The 19,484-nt window shown below is 44.9% G+C and carries 19 protein-coding genes; 10 read left to right on the top strand and 9 right to left on the bottom strand.

Features of this window, described 5'->3' with window-relative positions:
- Positions 1-299: 299 nt before the first annotated feature.
- Complete coding sequence (locus QUF61_RS00485; protein ID WP_289679929.1) at positions 300-581, top strand: DUF2442 domain-containing protein; 282 nt, start codon at positions 300-302, stop codon at positions 579-581.
- A 111-nt stretch (positions 582-692) separates the two neighbouring features.
- Here QUF61_RS00485 and nadS read toward each other — a convergent pair whose 3' ends face one another.
- The 8 genes from nadS to QUF61_RS00525 form a co-directional block, all read right to left on the bottom strand.
- Positions 693-980 carry a NadS family protein gene (nadS, locus tag QUF61_RS00490; protein ID WP_103918982.1) on the bottom strand — a complete coding sequence of 96 codons (288 nt, stop codon included), beginning with the start codon at positions 978-980 and terminating at the stop codon, positions 693-695.
- Entirely contained in the window at positions 973-1,383 is a 411-nt protein-coding gene (locus tag QUF61_RS18150) for a type II toxin-antitoxin system RelE/ParE family toxin (protein ID WP_103918981.1), read from the bottom strand. Before QUF61_RS18150 ends, nadS begins: the two co-directional genes overlap by 8 nt.
- Before the next feature lie 3 nt (positions 1,384-1,386).
- Positions 1,387-1,767 (bottom strand): hypothetical protein, encoded by a 381-nt coding sequence (locus QUF61_RS00500; RefSeq protein WP_146066494.1) that lies wholly within the window; start codon positions 1,765-1,767, stop codon positions 1,387-1,389.
- A 33-nt stretch (positions 1,768-1,800) separates the two neighbouring features.
- Positions 1,801-3,390 (bottom strand): methyltransferase regulatory domain-containing protein, encoded by a 1,590-nt coding sequence (locus QUF61_RS00505; protein ID WP_289679932.1) that lies wholly within the window; start codon positions 3,388-3,390, stop codon positions 1,801-1,803.
- A 37-nt stretch (positions 3,391-3,427) separates the two neighbouring features.
- On the bottom strand, positions 3,428-4,699 hold the full coding sequence (gene serS / locus QUF61_RS00510) for a serine--tRNA ligase (RefSeq protein ID WP_289679933.1): 1,272 nt from the start codon (positions 4,697-4,699) through the stop codon (positions 3,428-3,430).
- Between the two features lie 208 nt (positions 4,700-4,907).
- Positions 4,908-5,729, bottom strand: a complete 822-nt coding sequence (gene dapD, locus QUF61_RS00515; protein WP_289679934.1) for a 2,3,4,5-tetrahydropyridine-2,6-dicarboxylate N-succinyltransferase — start codon at positions 5,727-5,729, stop codon at positions 4,908-4,910.
- A gap of 39 nt (positions 5,730-5,768) precedes the next feature.
- A complete protein-coding gene (locus QUF61_RS00520) occupies positions 5,769-6,431 on the bottom strand; it encodes a DUF3226 domain-containing protein (RefSeq protein WP_289679935.1) in 663 nt (220 codons plus the stop codon).
- The gene (locus QUF61_RS00525) at positions 6,431-7,573 is read right to left on the bottom strand and encodes an AAA family ATPase (protein WP_289679936.1); all 1,143 of its coding nucleotides are present in this window, start codon (positions 7,571-7,573) and stop codon (positions 6,431-6,433) included. Before QUF61_RS00525 ends, QUF61_RS00520 begins: the two co-directional genes overlap by 1 nt.
- Before the next feature lie 229 nt (positions 7,574-7,802).
- On the opposite strand from QUF61_RS00525, the gene QUF61_RS00530 reads away from it, so the two are divergent.
- From QUF61_RS00530 to QUF61_RS00570, 9 genes are all read left to right on the top strand, one after another.
- Positions 7,803-9,062, top strand: a complete 1,260-nt coding sequence (locus QUF61_RS00530; RefSeq protein WP_407080039.1) for a lipoprotein-releasing ABC transporter permease subunit — start codon at positions 7,803-7,805, stop codon at positions 9,060-9,062.
- Positions 9,055-9,756, top strand: a complete 702-nt coding sequence (gene lolD, locus QUF61_RS00535; protein WP_103921405.1) for a lipoprotein-releasing ABC transporter ATP-binding protein LolD — start codon at positions 9,055-9,057, stop codon at positions 9,754-9,756. Before QUF61_RS00530 ends, lolD begins: the two co-directional genes overlap by 8 nt.
- A 129-nt stretch (positions 9,757-9,885) precedes the next feature.
- Entirely contained in the window at positions 9,886-12,945 is a 3,060-nt protein-coding gene (locus QUF61_RS00540) for an efflux RND transporter permease subunit (protein WP_289679937.1), read from the top strand.
- Between the two features lie 149 nt (positions 12,946-13,094).
- Positions 13,095-14,744, top strand: coding sequence for a CHAD domain-containing protein (locus tag QUF61_RS00545; protein ID WP_103921403.1), 1,650 nt, complete (start codon positions 13,095-13,097; stop codon positions 14,742-14,744).
- A gap of 2 nt (positions 14,745-14,746) precedes the next feature.
- Positions 14,747-15,484, top strand: a complete 738-nt coding sequence (locus QUF61_RS00550) for a ParA family protein (RefSeq protein ID WP_103921402.1) — start codon at positions 14,747-14,749, stop codon at positions 15,482-15,484.
- A gap of 143 nt (positions 15,485-15,627) precedes the next feature.
- Positions 15,628-16,230 carry a dTMP kinase gene (gene tmk, locus QUF61_RS00555; RefSeq protein WP_289679940.1) on the top strand — a complete coding sequence of 201 codons (603 nt, stop codon included), beginning with the start codon at positions 15,628-15,630 and terminating at the stop codon, positions 16,228-16,230.
- A 157-nt stretch (positions 16,231-16,387) separates the two neighbouring features.
- Positions 16,388-16,624, top strand: coding sequence for an OmpA family protein (locus tag QUF61_RS00560; protein ID WP_103921400.1), 237 nt, complete (start codon positions 16,388-16,390; stop codon positions 16,622-16,624).
- Positions 16,625-16,687: 63 nt separating this feature from the next.
- Positions 16,688-18,229: a murein biosynthesis integral membrane protein MurJ gene (gene murJ / locus QUF61_RS00565; RefSeq protein ID WP_289679943.1), complete on the top strand. Its 1,542-nt coding sequence runs from the start codon at positions 16,688-16,690 to the stop codon at positions 18,227-18,229.
- A gap of 53 nt (positions 18,230-18,282) precedes the next feature.
- A complete protein-coding gene (locus tag QUF61_RS00570; RefSeq protein ID WP_289679945.1) occupies positions 18,283-18,387 on the top strand; it encodes a hypothetical protein in 105 nt (34 codons plus the stop codon).
- A 39-nt stretch (positions 18,388-18,426) separates the two neighbouring features.
- Here QUF61_RS00570 and QUF61_RS00575 read toward each other — a convergent pair whose 3' ends face one another.
- Positions 18,427-19,350 carry a LysR family transcriptional regulator gene (locus QUF61_RS00575; RefSeq protein ID WP_286019488.1) on the bottom strand — a complete coding sequence of 308 codons (924 nt, stop codon included), beginning with the start codon at positions 19,348-19,350 and terminating at the stop codon, positions 18,427-18,429.
- Positions 19,351-19,484: the final 134 nt, after the last annotated feature.

Below are 19,484 nucleotides of genomic sequence, written 5' to 3' on the forward strand. Positions count from 1 at the left end.
ACAAAAATTGAAAGCCAAAAATTGAAGACAGCCATTAAAATGTAACCGTTTACCCTCATTACCAAGCTCCAGCTTGGTAATGCCTACCTTGCAAGCTCCACTTGCCGTGTTAAACTTCTAAAATGGCTCGAAGCAATTATCAAATCCTCAATGAAGCATTCCCTTATTTCCATACTGCAAGCGTTATAGCCTGGTTGCTTGTTTTCGCCCGTAGAGCTTGGGAATGAGGGGACTGTTATGCACTCTGCCAAACTAAACAAAGGTCATCCAACATGAAGCTTTAATCAAGGAGAAATGGAATGCCTATTTCAATCAATAAACCATTAGCAAAAAATGTTAAATTTGATACTGATATGATGTGGCTTGAGCTGGTTGATGGTCGAAAATTAGGGGTGCTGCTGGCTTATTTTCCACGTTTACTCAATGCGCAACTGGAGCAGTGTCAACACTATGAAATCAGTGGCGGCGGTAGCGGTTTGCATTGGGATGAACTTGATGAGGATATTAGTGTTGAATACCTGTTAATGGGCATTGGAGACAGAACACAATCTTACCCACCTTCAAAAAATTTAGCCGCATAGCGTGACAGCGTGGATAAATTCGTAAGGCGAGTAACTCGTAAGGCGGATAAGCGATAGCGTCATCCGCCATTTTGATACTTTATTTGGTGTATAACACTATCACTCTAATATTCATCTCGCCAAAGCTTTTAATACTGCTTGTGGCTCTCGATCCACAACATTAAGCAATACCAATGCTGGACCATGAGGTACACGATCACCCCGCTCCCAATGTCTTAATGTACTTACACTAATACCAAATGCAGATGCAAATTCTGTTTGACTCATATCCATTTTGGTACGAATATTTTTTACATCAACAGAGGAAAATTCATGGACAATAGCTTTGGTATGTTTTCCTTTTGAATAATCAACAGCTTCTTCAAGCCCCTGTTTAATGCTTTTAAAAAAATCAGTCATTAGATACACCATAGTTCTTTAGTAAAAGTTGTGTGAATCTAGCAAACTCATTCCGTTCTGATTTAGATAAATTTGCCTTTTCACTTTTGCCAAATAGTGAAAGCAGAAATAACGGCATGGTTTCATTGTGATAATAGTAAACCACTCTAACTCCGCCGCTTTTTCCCTTATTTCCAGATGCCCACCGAAATTTTCTAATACCTCCCGTACCTTGCATAATTACACCAGATTGTGGATGTGCTGCTAAGCAGGAAGATTTTGGTAATCGACTCTGTTGCCATAGGTTCTGGGTCTTCCCTCTATGCAGGTCAGGGTTTGCAACCCCAACCTTTACATTTTGGAAAACCCAGCATTCTGAACTCCTCTTCCAAATTCCTCCCACTACACCCCCAACACCCCACATCAGCTACATTGCCATAATGTCCCCACCCAAGTCAGGTAGCCAGGTAGGGTGCGCATAATGCCGCCGCTGAACTTTGTTTTGGCAAAAAATTAAAACGGCATTTTGCGCACGCAGGTAATGACCATAACTTTCCGCGTTCGCGCCGCGTAAAACTTGCGGCGCAAACCCTACTGTGCGGGGAAAATTGAAGACCGGGAAAATTGAAGCCCGGTAGGGTGGGCGAATTCCGTCCAATGAATTTTGCTGTGGCACTGAAACATCACGGAATTTGCCCACCATTCCCAATTGGCAATAAATAGTGGGCAAAATGCCGATAAACACTGTACCAGAACCAAACATCGTGGCGGCATTTCGCCCACCCTGCGCGGGATATTGCAATGGCAAATGATTGGATTTATCGGACTTTGCATCGGTATCTCAAGTCAGTAATAAAGCGTTCTTAGCCAGTGCTTTAAGTGCGCTATCCAAAACCTGATGCAACGCTTCCCGGGTCAATGTTGTTTTATCCACATTGGGCGGTGGTGTGATTCTCCCTTCTGCAATCCATTGTTGCAACTGTTCAACCAATTGCTCCCGATTATGATCTCCATCCAGTTCCAGCATAATATGCGCAAGTATGGGGTTGTTGAGACGTATGGTTTCATTTTTCAGATTAAACAAGGCCATTTTGCCTTGTTGCAACTGCAAACGCGCCAAGGGGCTGGCTAAGGGGCTGTCACCCGGTTCCAGCGTATAAACAGGCGGCGTGATGCTGCTTTCAATCGCGCTGCTGCTGGCATAACGCGCAAGAATAGTTGCCAGTTCTTCTCGCTCATTCCCTGTTGGCTGATAAGCCTGTTCTACCAATAGCTTGCTGGCTTGTTGAAAAATGTCTGCAAAACTTAACATGGCGGGGTATTGTTGATATAGAATCAGCAACGCTGCTTTACCAATGGGGCGTTCTTCCGTAATCAGGATACGGCGGTCTTCAAATTTTAGCGCACCGATTTCCACCAATGATGGCATGGACTCGGTTTCCGGTTTCAATGAGGCGCTGAAATAAAACGGTTCCATCACCGCAACGCCACGCTGTTGCGTTTCATCCGAGCTTGCCTGGTGGCGTAACAATGTCTGGCGGAACTGGCGATTTTCCAGAAAATCCAGATATTGTTCCTTATGTAAGGTATCCAGCTCGCCCAGGGTTTCCAGCACCCGTACTGACTTAAACTCGCGGAACATGTTGATTAAACTGGCATCACCGGCATAGGCCAGATTAACACCGTGCGCCTTATCCATAAACTCATGAAAATACAGCGGCTGATTACAGTCTTCCAGAAACTCATGGAACAGATAATCGGCATCCATTTCCGAAAAATATTCACTTTCATTTTTCAGATACTGGTAATAAACCTGATCATTACCCAGATCCGACAGGTCATCACGACTCATTTCCGTCATATGACTTTTCAGAAAATCCATCCAGGCACGCATTTGCGCAATCCGGGTATCCATGTCATCAAATTGCTGAGTGTGATACAACAGCATGTCACGGATAGTGCTGCGCATGTTCCAGCCGGGGCGGGTGTTATAACTGATATAGGCCACACCTTCAGGGGTTAATTGTTTAGCGCAGAGTTTAAGGATATGTTGTTGAATAGCTTCCGGTACCCAGGAAAAAACGCCATGTACAATAATATAATCAAACATGCCGATTTCTGGCCCCAACTCCAGAATATCGGCATGGCGTAATTCAATATTTTCCAGTTGCAGCGTTTGAATTTGCTGTTGTCCTGCTTCGATTTGACGCGCTGAATAATCAATGCCCAAACAAAAGCTCTCTGGCAAGGTGACGGCAATGGATAACAGGTTAGAACCATCAGCGCAGCCTAATTCCAGAATGCGGCTGCCGCTGACATCAGGCGATGATAAACCTAATAAACTGACAACGCTTGCCAGGCGCGCAGGATGCGTTGTCGGTTGTGGTAAACAGGTATAAGGCAGGTCATCATAGCTATTGACAGTGGGCATAACAGATCTCTTTGGCGTAAATCAACTCAAGTTAGAATCAAATAATTTTTTGTCCACTCATATACGTCTGTAAAACGTCTGGAATCGCAATACGGCCTTCAGCATCCTGGTAGTTTTCCAGCACCGCAACCAAGGTGCGACCAATGGCCAGACCTGAACCATTAAGGCTATGCAGTAATTGTGGTTTTTTCATGTCTTTGCTGCGAAAACGTGCTTTCATGCGCCGTGCCTGAAAGGCTTCAAAATTACTACAGGAAGAAATTTCACGATATTTCTGTTGACCTGGCAGCCAGACTTCCAAATCGTAGGTTTTGGTGGCGGAAAAACCAATATCACCCGTACATAAGGCCATCATTCGGTAGGGTAGTTCCAGCTTTTGCAGTACAGTTTCTGCGTGATGGGTGAGTTCATCCAAAGCCTGATAGGATTTTTCAGGATGTACAAACTGTACTAATTCAACTTTCTCGAATTGATGCTGGCGTATCATGCCGCGAGTATCTTTGCCATAAGCACCGGCTTCACTGCGAAAACATAAGGTATGCGCAACATATTTAGCCGGTAGATGTTCGCCTTCTAAAATTTCATTACGGGCAAGGTTAGTGATGGGGACTTCTGCGGTAGGGATCAGGTAATAACCCTGCTCGGCAATTTTGAACAGGTCTTCCTCAAATTTAGGTAACTGACCGGTGCCGCGTAAGCTGTCGGCATTCACCAGAACCGGCACATTCAGTTCAGTATAACCGTGTTCCTGGGTATGTAAATCCAGCATAAACTGCGCCAGGGCGCGGTGCAGACGGGCAATTTGTCCACGCATCAGTACAAATCGGCTGCCCGTGATTTTGCTGGCATTTTCAAAATCCAGACCGCCCAGCTGGGTGCCGAGATCCACATGATCTTTAGGCTTAAAATCAAACTCACGCGGCGTACCCCAGCGCTGCAATTCCTGATTTTGTTCTTCGCCATTACCGACCGGTGTGCTTTCATGCGGTAGATTAGGGATTCCCCAGAGCAGTGCTTGTAAGTCTTGCTGAATTTGTTCAAGGTCGTTCTGGCTTTGCTTGAGCTTATCGCCCAGTGAGGAGACTTCATCCAGTAAAGGCTGAATATCCTCGCCTGAAGCCTTGGCCTTACCAATGACTTTGGAACGTTGATTGCGCTCATTTTGCAGATTTTCAGTTTCAATCTGGCAGCTTTTGCGTTTATTTTCCAGTTCAGTAATCTGTGCAGCGGGCAGTTCAAAACCGCGATTTGCCAATTTCTCGGTGACTTCGCTGAGGTCATCCTGGCGTAAAATATGTGGATCTAACATTGTTTATTTCTCAATTTCGGTCAGGGGCGTATTATTCAAATCGTCCCTACAGGGCTTAATCATTGCTATTTTGATACCCAGAGCAACGCTTCACTGACATTATGCTGGCACAAAAGTTTAAAGGAGGCCAAGCCAAGGCTTGGCCTCCTTTTCAAAGCAACGGCTGTTTCGGGAATGCCCCGGTAGAACCTTCCCAAAGCAGTCAGGACTAAATGTTACGCAGTAATTCGTTAATACCGACCTTACCCAACGTTTTAGCATCGACCTGTTTCACAATCACTGCACAATACAGGCTGTATTTACCATCTTTGGAAGGCAGGTTACCGGAAACCACCACTGAACCCGGTGGCACATAACCATAACTCACTTCGCCGGTTTCACGATTATAAATTTTGGTACTCTGACCAATATATACGCCCATGGAAATCACAGAGCCTTTACCAACAATCACGCCTTCAACCACTTCCGAGCGCGCGCCGACAAAACAATCATCTTCAATAATGGTGGGTGCGGCCTGCAAAGGCTCTAACACGCCACCAATACCAACGCCACCGGATAAATGTACGTTTTTACCAATTTGCGCGCAGGAGCCGACAGTTGCCCAGGTATCCACCATAGTGCCGCTATCCACATAAGCGCCAATATTGACATAAGAAGGCATTAATACCACACCCGGTGCGATATAAGCACCCCGGCGCACGTTTGCAGGCGGTACCACGCGCACCCCGGCATCTTTGAATTGCTGGCTGTTCATGTCAGCAAATTTGGGTTGCACCTTGTCGTAATAGTTGGTGTAACCATCACGCATCACCTGATTTTCTTCCAGACGGAAGGACAATAACACGGCTTTTTTCAGCCATTCATTAACCACCCATTGCTCGCCTTGTTTTTCTGCGACCCGTTGCTCGCCACTGTCAATTAAAGCCAGCGCTTCATTCACGGCAGCGCGAACATTGGCATCGGCATTGACCGGGGTGATGTCAGCACGGTTTTCAAAAGCGGTTTCAATGGTTTGTTTGAGGTTTTCCATGTAGGTTTCCTGATTTAAAGCGAATGAAAAGTTGATAAGCTATTGAAATATCTGTACAAGCCAGTTTTCTAAATTTTTATAGTATTCGATATCTTCATCCAAAAGATTTTCTTTAATAGCCCAATAAAGCCCATGTCCAGGCTGTTTTTGCCAAGCCAACCATGTTGCTATTTTAGCTTTGGTTTTTAAGTGTGGTTTGAATTTTGGACTACTTAGAGAAGCTACGGCTTGACTGGCTTTTTCAAATAATTCAGATTCATCATTTTTAATGCAGGGTTTTATCCAATCTTCCAGCATACCTTCATTTTCATTGTCCGGCATAACCCATAAGCCAAAATCTGAAAACCCATCAGAATGCTTGAAATATAGACCCTTTTTCCTATCATCTTGCCTAAGTTCAAAATCAAAGGGTTTTACAATTTTTGAAACCCTTTCAATCGTTCTTTGTAAGCCTAAGCCATTACACTCGACATAATCAGCATCTATAACAACAGCAATATGGGTGAGTTGTCCGTCAGCAAGTTGAGGTAGCAAGATTTCTAAACGTTGAAACACTCCCTCTTTAGAATTACGTCCACCACCTACATCCTTAGGCGGTGCAACTTGTACACTATTATCTAATGATAGTTTTTTACAAATTTTCTCAAAAAAACTTTTATCTGAATCACCTTCAACTAATAATATTTTTTGGGAAGTAGGCATCAGCGTACTTCGACATCGGATTGGGTAATATTATAAAGCTGTTCTTCATCAAAAACAGTGGCAATTACCTTGCCTTTATCACTATTACGGGCACTTTTACCTACCCTAAACAAGATGCCATCAATATCTTTTTTGTTTACCGCAACTTTTGAAAAGCTCTCAATACAATCCCAGCTATGGGTTGTTGTAAAAATTTGTATATCCAGTTCTATGGATAACTCAAATAATAAGTGCCAGACTTTTTCCTGTACGCTGTAATGCAAGCCATTTTCAAACTCATCAATAAGTAAAAAACCACCCTTGGCAGGAAATATTTTTAAGACTAATTGTAAGATTCGCAACATGCCATCACCTAAACTATTCAGTGGCACTGGGCGAGATAAGCCCGATAGTTTAACTTTAGGCAAACGCCGTCTTTGTTTAGCCTGAGAAGGGTTATCAACAAAAATTAGGTTTTCAAATTCCGGCAAGATAATCTGTAAAGATTTTTTTACAATGGCTTCTGCTTCAGTTAATCCAATTGTATCCCATTCTTTGGCTAAATCATCCATAGGAATAAGCTGAGTTGGAATAAAGCTACAGGGTGTTATCATCTTTGATTCAGTATTAAGTTGCTTAGTACTAGGGGCTACATTATTGAAATCAATAAGAGATACTTTTTTCCCTTTAGTGATTAACAATCCATCACCTAATACTACTTCATTCTCCTGTAATTTATTTGGAAAGATAGGTATACGGCGCTTTATAGTACTTTTTTCATTTAACTCATCTATTATATCAAAATCTTTTTCAATAAAAAAAATATGAGTAATACCTAAAGATTTTTCTGAATTTTCTAAATCAGCTATTAAAATATTATTGTCTTCATCAAAAAACTTTCTTCCTGTAAATAAATCCTCAAATGGTAATGTCGTATCAAATTGCCCTTGTGCTTGATAAGTTGAAAGGCCGGTTTCATCATGTCCTAATGCAATTTCTTCCAGCAAGACTCTGTTAGCGTTAGCGGCATAAATTCTTAAGGCCTCAAGTACAGAGCTTTTTCCAGAATTATTTTTACCAACAATTAAGTTGACCCGCCCCAGCTTATCAATCTGAAAGTCTTCTAAGGATCTGAAATTTTTAATTTTTAATGAGGAAAGCATGTTTACGCGGTAATCCTGTCAGCATAAATAAAGGCAATTATAACTGAAAATGTCATTATGGCGATCTTACACCTTGAATAAATCAATATCCCATAGCTTGGAACTGTGCATATAAATCATCGGGTAAATAAATCTGCGTTCTATGCATAAGCGCCTCTATGATGTATGTTCTGACACATTATACATCATGAAACTTTAATGATTCCCCCCATTCACGTATAATCCAACAATGATGTTTAAGCCCTTACCCTTTTATATCGGCCTGCGCTATACCCGCGCCAAGCGCCGTAATCATTTTATTTCTTTTATCTCCCTGACTTCCATGTTCGGCATTGCGCTGGGCGTGACTGCGTTAATTACGGTATTGTCAGTAATGAACGGCTTTGAAAAAGAGCTGCGCGAGCGCATGTTGGGCATGGCCCCGCATGTCATGGTATTTGCCGCAGGTGATCGGGGCATGGCTGATTGGGAAGTGATGGCAAAATTGGTGCGCGATACACCGACGCAAGTCACCGGTATTGCGCCTTATGTGCAGGGACAGGCGATGCTGACCCATCGTAAGCGTATTAAAGGCACCTTGTTTCAGGGTATAGACCCGGCGATTGAGTCGGAAGTCTCCCAGGTGGGCGATAACATGAAACAAGGCAGTTTACAGGATTTACAGCCGGGAAAATTTAATGTCTTGCTGGGTCAGGAACTGGCGATGGCGATGGGCGTCATGGTTGGCGATAAGGTCACTGTGGTGGTGCCGCAGGCCAATATCACGCCGGTTGGCGTGTTGCCACGCATGAAACGCATGACCGTTGCCGGTATTTTTGAAGTCGGTATGCATGAATTTGACAGTTCCCTGGTATTGATGAATATTGCCGATGCTGCGCGTTTATTGCGTATGCCTAAAGCACATGTACATGGTATCAATATTAAAATTACCCAGATGTTTGATGCGCCCAAAGTCAGTCGCGCTTTGGTGGATGAGCTACCAATTGGTTATTACATTCAGGATTGGACTTATCGTCATGCCAATTTTTTCCGGGCGATAAAAATGGAAAAAACTGTGATGTTTGTGATTTTAAGTCTGATTGTTGGCGTAGCAGCATTTAATATTATCTCGACCCTGGTGATGGTGGTAACGGATAAAGAAGCCGATATTGCAATTTTGCGCACCTTAGGTGCAACGCCGAATACGATTATGGCGATTTTTATGGTGCAGGGTTCCTTGATTGGGGTATTTGGTACCTTGCTGGGACTTGTCGGTGGCGTCAGTCTGGCACTGAATGTGGAAACCATTATTCCCAGTATCGAACAAGCATTTAATGTACAGTTTTTGGATTCCTCGGTGTATTACATCAGTGATTTACCCTCGGAACTAAACTGGGATGATGTGCGTAATATTGGCATTTTATCCTTACTGTTAAGCCTGCTGGCAACACTGTATCCTGCACGCCGTGCGGCAAAAACCCAACCTGCTGAGGCGCTGCGTTATGAATGAGTTGGTGCTGGAAGCAAAAAACCTGAAAAAAACTTTTCATGATGCCGACTTATCGGTTGATGTTTTAACAAATGTTGACTTAAAAGTGGGCAAAGGTGAACAGATTGCCATTGTCGGTAGTTCTGGCTCTGGTAAAAGTACCTTATTACATTTGTTAGGTGGCCTGGATGATCCCAGCGCGGGTGAAGTGCTTGCCGGGGGTAAAAGCCTGTTTGACATGAATGCCGCCAAACGCGGTATCTGGCGTAATAAAACCCTGGGCTTTGTGTATCAGTTTCATCACCTGTTACCGGAATTTACGGCACTGGAAAATGTAGCCATGCCCTTGTTGATTCGTGGTTTAAGCGTGGCAGACGCGCAGGAGCAGGCAGCGGATATGTTGGATAGAGTGGGATTAAAACAACGCCTGAAACATAAACCCGGTGAGCTTTCCGGCGGCGAGCGCCAGCGCGCAGCCGTTGCCAGAGCCTTAGTCACCAAACCTCAGTGTCTGCTTGCCGATGAACCGACTGGCAATCTGGATCAGCACACCGCGCAACATGTTTATGAAACCATGCTGGCCTTAAATACAGAAATTCAAACCAGTCTGGTCATTGTCACCCATGATATTCATCTGGCGCAGAAAATGGACAGAAGTTTTACCCTGAATAATGGGCAGCTTGAGGCGATTGATACAATGGTTAATGATAAATAATGGTTAAATTTAGAAAAATTATTGATTTTGTTATTTTCTAACAGCCTCCTAGAAGTATTCATAATTTATTCAGTGCTACTGCAAATAAAAATAGTATTTTTATTGCAGCGAGTTAAATCCAAATAAACCATGCGCACCTGGTCTATTTATCATCCTATCGGTATTTCCCTGATTGCCCTGGCCTGTGTGGTGTTAGGTGCTGTCACCCTGCCCCGCCTGGGGCTGGATTTACTCCCGCATATTATTTACCCGGAAGTGCGGGTGCGGGTGCTGGATTCCGGCGTGCCTGCGGTGATTATGGAAGAACAGATCACGCGCCAGCTTGAAGAGCAACTGGCAATTACTGAAGGTCTGGTTCATATTCAATCACGTACTTCTCAGGGGCGCAGTGCCGTAGATTTATCCTTTCCTTATGGCTGGGATATTGATAAGGCCTTGGCAGATGCCAGTATTCGTCTGGATCGGGCGAAACGCTTTTTACCCGATACCATTTCCCCACCCGTTATTTACAAACGTGATCCCTCACAATTACCCGTTGCCGAACTGGTGCTGAGTTCCAACTTACGGGGTGCTGTAGCGTTGCGGGATTGGGCGGATAATCAATTTGCGCGCTGGTTGTTAAACCTGCCCGGCGTGGCGGCGGTTGAGACCGGTGGCGGTTTGCGCCGGGAAATTCAGGTGATACCGGATTTATCGCGTTTGCAGGCGCTGGGGCTGAGCATTGCTGATGTGCTGGACAGTTTGCAATCAGAAAACCTGGAAGCACCATTAGGACGTTTACACACACCGGGGCAGGTTATCAGCGTGCGTTTAAGTGGACGCGCTCTGGCCTTGCAGGATTTGGCAAAAATTCCCCTGCAAACCGGGGATAACCCCGTGCATCTGGGGGATGTCGCGCAATTAAATGACGGTCATGAAGAAGAGCAACTGCGGATTCGGCTAAATGGCGAAGCCGGGGTTAAGCTTTCCATTCAAAAACAACCCCGGGCGAATACCGTTGCTGTCGCTGATGCTTTACATCAACGCCTGGGTTGGTTGAAAAGTCAGCAAATTATCCCGGAAGATATTGAAATTGCCGTGGTGGGTGATCAATCGGTTTATGTGCGTCAGTCGCTGCAAAATACCGCCTGGGCGGTGCTTGGTGGGGCGCTGCTGGCGATGCTGGTGGTGTATCTATTTTTGGGTGATGTGCGCCGCACGCTGATTATTGGCAGTAGTATTCCGATTGCTTTGATGCTGACTTTTGCTTTGATGGGCTTGGGTGATTTACATTTGAATATCATGACCTTAGGCGGCCTAGCTGTGGGCGTTGGTTTGCTGGTGGACAGTGCCATTGTCATGCTGGAAAATATTGCCCGACATCAGCAGCAGAATACAGCAAAAGCGGCAGAAATTGCCACGCAGGAAATCAGCAGCGCTATTTTTGCTTCAACCTCCACCAATCTGGCAGCCATATTGCCATTTTTATTTATCAGTGGTTTGATTGGTTTGTTGTTCCGGGATTTGATACTGACCCTGGTGGCTGCAATGTTAGCTGCAATGGTCGTGGCCTTAACATTGGTTCCTGCATTAAGTGCAAAAGTCAGCGCTGCTAACAAAGCAGGCAAAGCAATCCAAGCTGGACGTTTGTTTTCTGCCTTGACAGGTTTGCACCAATGGTTATTGCGCCAAGTGTTGCGTTGGCCTTATCTGATGATATTGGTATTTTTACTGGGACTGGTCTGGGCGGTTTCGGTATTACAAAATAAACCACAGCGTTTTTTACCCAATATGGATGAAGGCCGGGTACAGATTTCAGTACGGGCGGAACCCGGCATTCCGCTGGCACGGATGGATGCCGCAGTGACAAAACTGGAAAACTTGCTGTTAGCCGATCCGCAGGTGATTTCCTTATATGCTCAAGTAGGTGGTTTTGTCTTCGGGCGCTCACAATATCAGGCCACGCATCGCAGCAGCCTGAAACTACAATTACAAGCAGGGAAATCGGGGCGCTGGCACAGTCAGCACTGGATAGGCAAAACCCGCAAGGCGATTAAAGCGCTACAACTGGTGGGCATACAAGTCTATTTACGCAGTCGTGGCATACGTGGCATACGTTTAAGCCAGGGTGATGATGACATTAGTTTGCGTTTGCAGGGGCCGCAGCTTGATACTCTCAAACAACTGGCACAGCAACACGTCAAACATCTGAAGGCACTGCCACAATTGCGTAATCTCAGCCACAGCCAGGAAGATGCACGTCAGGAACTGGTATTGAAAGTGGATCGTCTGGCTGCCGCCGCACTGGGTTTTTCACTGGAACAGATACGTGATGGTGTAGACGTGTTGTTACGCGGCAAGCAAGTGGGTTATTTGATGCAAAATGATCAGCAAATCAATATCCGGGTGCGTTTGCTGAAAAAGGATTTGAACACACCGCAGGCATTGTCTGAAATTCTGCTCTATAACAAATCAGGGCAAGCCGTGTATCTGGATGAACTGGCGCATTTGGAATGGCAGACGGCTATGGCGCAAATTCAACGTGATCAACAGCAGCGAATTGTGGAAATCAGTGGCTCACTGGCAGCAGGTAGCAGTCTGGAGCAGGCTTTTGCTGCGATAGAAAATCACATGATGCAACATCCCTTACCTGCGGGTTACAGCTATTATGACGGTGGCGAGATAAAAAACCTGCAAACCGGGCGTAAGCTGGGCATGTTATTACTGGGATTAGCCATTTTCCTGGTGTTTGTGGTGATGGCGGTACAGTATGAATCCTTGCGCAATCCGCTGGTGATATTGCTGGGCATTCCTTTTGCCCTGATTGGTGTAGCAGGTGGTTTGTTTATGCTGGATGTACCGCTGTCCATGCCGGTCTGGCTGGGGCTGATTTTATTGGCGGGGCTGGTGGTGAATAACAGTATTGTGCTGGTGGAAACTATAGAGCAGCAACGCTGTCAGGCGACTGTGATAGAGGCAATTTTAACTGCAGCACGTTTAAGGCTGCGTCCGGTGCTGATGACTACGCTGACCACCGTTGCCGGTATGATTCCATTGGCGCTGGGCTGGGGTGCGGGTACGGCTTTATTGCAACCCTTGGCAATCACCGTGGTGTTTGGTTTGAGTTTTTCATTGCTGGTGAGTTTGTTATTAATTCCGGCTTTATATGCCTTGTTTCACCAATATACATTAAATGTTGCTAAGAAATAAGCCCATGCTTAACTTTCATGACAACACGTTATCAGGTAAGCTTATGAGTTAATATATAACAAGACATGAGGATTTTATAATACCTTTTATTTTAATCCTCATTTTCACACTATTCACATAAGGGCGTTCCACATTAAGGGGTTTATTACATGGCGACATTACCCAATAATCTGTTCAAACTGGAGGAAGGACAAGATCCGGCTGCTTTATGGGAACAGATTAATGTGCATTACGATCTGGAAAAAAGTATTACCCAGACCCATGACAGCATCTGTTATGACAGTTTTGACTGGCGCTTGTTTCTCCAGGGCTGGCAACTGACTGCGCATAATAAAAAAACAGCATACGAATCTGGGCAGAATACGGCGCAGCAGACTGAGTGTTGGAGCATCATATTGGAATCTGTTGATGGACAGCAGCAATATGCCAGGCAGTCCCTGAAACAGGTTCCCACTTTTGCCTGGGACTTTCCAGACAGTTTGCTGAAAACCCAATTACAGCCAATATTGGAAATGCGGGCATTATTAGCCCATACCCACTTACATTGGGTGGTGCAAACCTGGAAGGTGTTGGATGATGAACAAAAAACGGTGGTGCGCCTGCAATTGGAAACCGTTTATGTAGTTGGTGAAAATTCAGAACACACTTGTCTGGGGCAAGCTCTACGTGTGTTACCCGTGCGCGGTTATACAAAAGCTTTGCAACGGGTTTTACAGATTATTCAGGCGCAGGCACTGGAAACGGAGCAGAAAAGCTGGTTGGAACTGGCATGGCGGCAAACTCAGCAGCAACCGGGCAGTTATAGCAGTAAACTCAATCTCCAATTAAAACCGGATATGCCTGCCAATATTGCTACTAAAATTATTTTGCAGCGTTTGTTAGATACCATGCAGGAAAATGAAGCAGGTACCCGGCAAAATCTGGATTCTGAATTTCTACATGATTTCCGGGTGGCTATTCGTCGCACCCGTTCTGTGCTCAGCCAGGTAAAGGGGGTTTTGCCAAAAACTACTGTAACCCGCTTCAAACCCCAGTTTGCCTGGTTAGGTAGTGTCACCACCCCAACCCGGGATCTGGATGTGTATTTACTGGATTTTGATAAATATCACGCCATGTTGCCAGCGCAGGTACAACCCGATCTTGCGCCATTGTTGCACTTTTTACAGCAGCACCACCGGCAGGCACAGCAGAAAATGGCTAAAACACTGGTGTCTAAAACCTATCAGAAACTGATCCAGGAGTGGCAACAGTTTATTCACAGTCCCAGTCGCGCACACCCGCAAATTCCTAATTCCGGTCGTCCAGTCATTGAAGTGGCTAATGAAAATATCTGGAAGGCTTATCGTAAAGTGCTGAAGGCAGGTAAACGAATTAATGATGATACGCCGGTAGTTGCTTTACATGAACTGCGCAAGGATTGTAAAAAATTACGCTACCTGATGGAGTTTTTCCAAAGCCTGTACCCAAAAGACAGGGCCATGCGTTCAATTAAGATTCTGAAAGATTTTCAAAATATTCTGGGTGATATTCAGGATTATTTTGTGCAAGTTGAGCACTTACAATCCTTTGCCGAGCAGATGGTGGAAGAAGGTACAGGAAGTAGTCGTACCTTATTGGCAATGGGCGTTTTGGTTGGACATTTACTGGATTTGGAACAACAAGCACGCACCCGGTTTACTGAGCGTTTTGAAATCTTTGCCCAGGAAACCAATCGCCATCGTTTTGCTGAGTTATTTAAACCCCAAAAAGCCAAGATTACAAAAGTGATTACAAAAGCCACCCAAGCAGGGGGGGCGTAACAATGAAAATTATTGCTTCTTATAGTATTAAAGGTGGCGTGGGTAAAACGTCAACTGCGGTAAACCTGGCATGGCAAGCTGCGCAGGAAGGTGCGAATACCCTAATCTGGGACTTAGACCCACAAGCGGCAGCCAGTTTTTATTTCCGCATCAAACCTAAAATTAAAGGTGGCACCAAAAAATTATTAAAACCCAAAAGTGTACTGGATAATTTAATTAAAGGTACTGATTATCTGAATCTGGATTTGCTGCCGGCTGATTTTTCTTACCGCCATATGGAATTGGGTCTGAATGAGCAGAAACATCCCACCCAGCAATTATTACGTTTATTGCGACCTTTAACCCAGGAATATGATTATATTTTTCTGGATTGCCCACCCACGCTGACGCTGGTATCGGAAAATATTTTTCAAGCCGCTGATATTATGATCTGCCCTGTCATCCCGACCACCTTATCATTGCGTACCCTGCAACAGCTTGAGGATTTTTGCAATGATAACAACTTAAAACATTTATCGATTTTACCCTTTTTTTCCATGGTAGACCGGCGCAAAAAAATGCATCAGCAAATTATTGAAACCTTTAAACCTCAGGGTTTGTTTTTAAACCAGCAAATTGCTTATGCCAGTGATATTGAAAAAATGGGCCTAAGGCGCGCGGCAGTAGGGGATTATGCCGCCAGCAGTCAGGCTGCCAAATCCTACCAAAGCTTATGGCAGGAAATACAGCAACGTTGGTAGCCTCTTAGAAGTGTTGCCAAAGCATAAGTTTTTTATTCAAAATGCTAAAATTCAGTACACACTATCAAGAACTTAGCATGAGGCGGGAGCGGTTTTCAATGCCTTAAGCATTGAAAGAAGCTTACGCCGAACTCAGGTAAAATATGTTTATTACTTTGGAAGGTATTGAAGGCGCAGGGAAAAGTACCCAGCAGCAATTATTGTGTGATTATTTATGCGAACAAGGCGTGAATTTTATCCAGACAAGGGAGCCTGGTGGTACAGATTTAGGTGAACAACTGCGCGAGATGTTGCTGCATCAGTCTATGTGCACAGATACTGAATTATTGCTGATGTTTGCAGCGCGCGCGGAACATTTGCAGCAGGTGATTTTACCTGCACTGGCAACAGGGCAGTGGGTGATTTGTGATCGCTTTACCGATGCCAGTTATGCTTATCAAGGTGGCGGGCGGGATGTACCGACTGCGCGTATCGCTGCGTTGGAAACCTGGGTGCAGGGTGAACGGCAACCGGATATGACCTTGTTATTTGATTTGCCCGAAGCACTGGGAAGGCAACGCGCGGCATCACGCAGCGCACCAGATCGTTTTGAACGCGAACAACAGGCTTTTTTTCAAAAAGTGCGCGCGGCCTATTTACAACGCGCCAAGGCACAGCCACAACGCTTTCGGGTGTTCAATGGATATCAGGATATTCAAACGCTGGCACAACAGGTGCGTGATTGCTTAAATCCCTTAATAACGTGAGTTCGATATAAGATTTTTTATCGAAAAATGCTGTGACTCAGCATAACTGTTCAGCCCCCATTGTAGATTTTGCCGCAGAATTCACTGAAATACACAGAATGGGTTAACTTTAAGTTATTTTCTGTATTTTCCGCAGCAAAGAATAATCGGAGTCTGAATGGTTACGAGTGGGAATCAGAATTTTAAATTTATTCATGCCTTTGAATTTACAGATACCCGTAATTATAATTTGCAACCTTCCCGGCAGTGCGCACAAAGTGTGAAAAGTTATCTGGTTTCGGTTTATCATATCCCGCCTTCATGTTTGTATATTGCAGCTTATGGCGAAAAACAGCCCTTACGCGGTGATTTATACCACCGTAGAGACGCAGCACTGCTGCGTAACATCTGTTGATTAGGCGTGGCTTCTGTTGATTAGACCTAGCAATGCTACGTCTCTACTATTTGTATAGGATGTATGAATAAAAATCTGTTTCGCGCCCTGGGAACGGTTAGCGGTTTTACGTTTTTGTCCCGTATTCTGGGTTTTGTGCGTGATATGGTGATTGCCCAGGTTTTTGGTGCCAGCACTGCCACGGATGCTTTCCTGGTTGCCTTCAAAATTCCAAATTTTATGCGCCGTTTATTCGCAGAAGGTGCGTTTTCCCAGGCCTTTGTGCCGGTACTTGGCGAATACAAAGAAACCCGGGAACAGCATTATGTCAAACACCTGATTGATCATGTGAGTGGTGCGCTGGCTGGTATTCTGACCTTATTAACCGTATTGGGCATATTCGCCGCCCCTCTGTTGGTTTTAATTTTTGCGCCTGGTTTTGCGCAGATGCCGGAAAAATACGCACTGGCAACTGATCTGTTGCGCATCACCCTGCCTTATATGTTGTTTATTTCCTTAACTGCATTTGCTGGTGGCATACTCAATACTTATGGGCGTTTTGCGGTACCCGCAGTGACCCCGGTATTGCTGAATTTATGTATGATTGCAGCAGCACTATGGTTTACTGCCTGGTTTGAACGTCCGGTATTGGCGCTGGCCTGGGGTGTTTTTGTTGCCGGTGTGGTGCAATTATTATTTCAGATACCGTTTTTATATCGTTTAGGTTTATTACCTAAATTTGCTTGGCAATGGCCCTTGCATTCCGGGGTGCGTAAAGTTCTGCGCTTAATGCTGCCTGCTATTTTTGCCGTTTCTGTCACTCAAATCAGTTTATTAATTGACACGCTGATGGCTTCATTTTTGGTGACGGGCAGTATTACCTGGCTGTATTATTCTGATCGGATGCTGGAATTTCCCGTTGGCGTGTTTGGGGTTGCGCTGGCAACCGTGTTATTGCCGCGCTTGTCGCAATTATCTGCGAAAAAATCTGAAGTGGCTTATCAGCATTCTTTGAATTGGGGACTGCGCTGGGTGTTTCTGATTGGTCTGCCGAGTATGCTGGGGTTGATGCTGTTATCCGGGCCGATATTGACCACCCTGTTTTATCACGGGGCTTTCCGGGCGGAAGATGTCACCATGTCCAGTTATAGCTTAATTGCTTATAGCGTAGGTTTGCTGGGTTTTGTGTTGATTAAAATTCTGGCTTCCGGCTTTTTTTCCCGTCAGGATACCAAAACCCCAATGCGGATTGCCGTGATAGCTATGCTGGTCAATATTACCCTAAATTTTATGTTGATCTGGTCTCTGGCACACATCGGCTTGGCCCTGGCAACTGCGCTTTCAGCCTTGTTAAATGCCGCTTTATTATATCGCGCATTATCAGAGCAAAAATTATTTATTCCAGAATCGGGCTGGATACGATTCTTTAGCCAACTAGTATTTGCCAGTCTTGGCATGTCTGCTTTGTTGTGGTGGGGCGTTGGTTCGTTTTCTGATTGGTTAATCCAGCCTCTGGGCTGGCGTATCTGGCATTTGTTTGGCTGGATAGGTGCAGGTGTGGTTTGTTATTTTACGCTACTGTGGCTGGCAGGTTTAAGACCTGCGCATATGCGCCTGAGGCATTAGGTAACTCGCAGCGAAATAGGGGTGTTATTTCTTGCGAGTTACCTGAGTCCATATTGACTGCAAGCCGTGAACAACTGGCAGCCGTTGACGGGGTGGGAACATCTACGGCTGAGCAAATTCGCTGGTCTGTCAGTGATGAGCAGGAACAGTATTTTTGATGTGCATCCTATTTTTAAAGTCCATACTAATGGCGCTGCTTAATTGCCATTTTCATGGCTAAACTCAGGATCCATCATCTCAATAAAGCTTTTTGCCTGGGGTGACAGAAACTTGCCTTTTCGCAGCACAATGCCATAGCTGCGTTTTGGAAAGTATTCATTCAATGGAATTCTGGAAACCTTATCACAGTCAGTCAGGCAAATATCGGTGACAATAGAGACACCCAGGCCAATTTCAACATATTTTTTAACAATCTCCCAGCCACCCGCTTCAAGGGCAACCTCATAGGTTGCATTATTCTGGGTAAAGACCAGATCAACCATGCGCCATGTACTGAGATGACGCGGCGGCAAAATCAATCCATAGGGACTGATTTCTTTAAGCGTCACGCTCTTTCTATTAGCAAGCGGATGATCAAGCGGGGTAATCAGGCAGGGATCAAAGCTCATGCTGGGGTGATAGATAATGTCTTCAGGCACTTCGAGCATTGAGCCTACGGCAAAGTCAGCCTCATCAGCACGTAACATCGTCATGCCATCACGCCCGGTGACATTGTGTAGCTTAATCTGAACCTGAGGGTAAGTTTTAGCAAATTTGGTAATACACTCTGGCAGAATATAGAGAATGGTTGATTCCCCGGCAGCAATATTAAGCTCGCCACTTTCCAAAGAACCAAATTGTGCGGCAAAAGTTTCAGGCAGTTTATCAATGCCTTCCACCAGAGGATCAGATAATTGATAGAGTGCTTCTCCTTCTGGCGTCAGGCTAATCTTTGGCCCTCGTCGTTCAAATAATTTGACCTGTATATCCCGTTCCAGTGCCTGTATCTGCAAGGTCACGGAGGGTTGACTTAAAAATAGTGCTTCAGCCGCCTGCGAAACACTCCCTGTACGGGCGGCGTAACAGAAGGCACGCAACTGCTTGAGCCGGTTATGCTTATAGTAGATCGGTGATCCCATCATTATCTCCAGAATTATTGGATACGCTATTGTCCGGCACCTCAATTAAAAGTATTTCATCTATCTGGTAGAGGTGGTTTATGTTATATGTCTCAATTATGATAAGATTCAATACTTACTATTTAATTAATAAAAAT

It is taken from the genome of Candidatus Venteria ishoeyi, assembly GCF_030378065.1.
Lineage (GTDB): Bacteria > Pseudomonadota > Gammaproteobacteria > Beggiatoales > Beggiatoaceae > Venteria > Venteria ishoeyi.

Coding starts and splice junctions, on each gene's coding strand:
- murJ (WP_289679943.1), top strand. CDS start 16,688: ATGAATAAAAATCTGTTTCGCGCCCTGGGAACGGTTAGCGGTTTTACG.
- serS (WP_289679933.1), bottom strand. CDS start 4,699: ATGTTAGATCCACATATTTTACGCCAGGATGACCTCAGCGAAGTCACC.
- QUF61_RS00525 (WP_289679936.1), bottom strand. CDS start 7,573: ATGCTTTCCTCATTAAAAATTAAAAATTTCAGATCCTTAGAAGACTTT.
- QUF61_RS00540 (WP_289679937.1), top strand. CDS start 9,886: ATGCGCACCTGGTCTATTTATCATCCTATCGGTATTTCCCTGATTGCC.
- dapD (WP_289679934.1), bottom strand. CDS start 5,729: ATGGAAAACCTCAAACAAACCATTGAAACCGCTTTTGAAAACCGTGCT.
- nadS (WP_103918982.1), bottom strand. CDS start 980: ATGACTGATTTTTTTAAAAGCATTAAACAGGGGCTTGAAGAAGCTGTT.
- QUF61_RS00485 (WP_289679929.1), top strand. CDS start 300: ATGCCTATTTCAATCAATAAACCATTAGCAAAAAATGTTAAATTTGAT.
- QUF61_RS00520 (WP_289679935.1), bottom strand. CDS start 6,431: ATGCCTACTTCCCAAAAAATATTATTAGTTGAAGGTGATTCAGATAAA.
- tmk (WP_289679940.1), top strand. CDS start 15,628: ATGTTTATTACTTTGGAAGGTATTGAAGGCGCAGGGAAAAGTACCCAG.
- QUF61_RS00550 (WP_103921402.1), top strand. CDS start 14,747: ATGAAAATTATTGCTTCTTATAGTATTAAAGGTGGCGTGGGTAAAACG.
- QUF61_RS00575 (WP_286019488.1), bottom strand. CDS start 19,350: ATGATGGGATCACCGATCTACTATAAGCATAACCGGCTCAAGCAGTTG.
- QUF61_RS00545 (WP_103921403.1), top strand. CDS start 13,095: ATGGCGACATTACCCAATAATCTGTTCAAACTGGAGGAAGGACAAGAT.
- QUF61_RS00530 (WP_407080039.1), top strand. CDS start 7,803: ATGATGTTTAAGCCCTTACCCTTTTATATCGGCCTGCGCTATACCCGC.
- lolD (WP_103921405.1), top strand. CDS start 9,055: ATGAATGAGTTGGTGCTGGAAGCAAAAAACCTGAAAAAAACTTTTCAT.
- QUF61_RS00505 (WP_289679932.1), bottom strand. CDS start 3,390: ATGCCCACTGTCAATAGCTATGATGACCTGCCTTATACCTGTTTACCA.
- QUF61_RS18150 (WP_103918981.1), bottom strand. CDS start 1,383: ATGTGGGGTGTTGGGGGTGTAGTGGGAGGAATTTGGAAGAGGAGTTCA.
- QUF61_RS00560 (WP_103921400.1), top strand. CDS start 16,388: ATGGTTACGAGTGGGAATCAGAATTTTAAATTTATTCATGCCTTTGAA.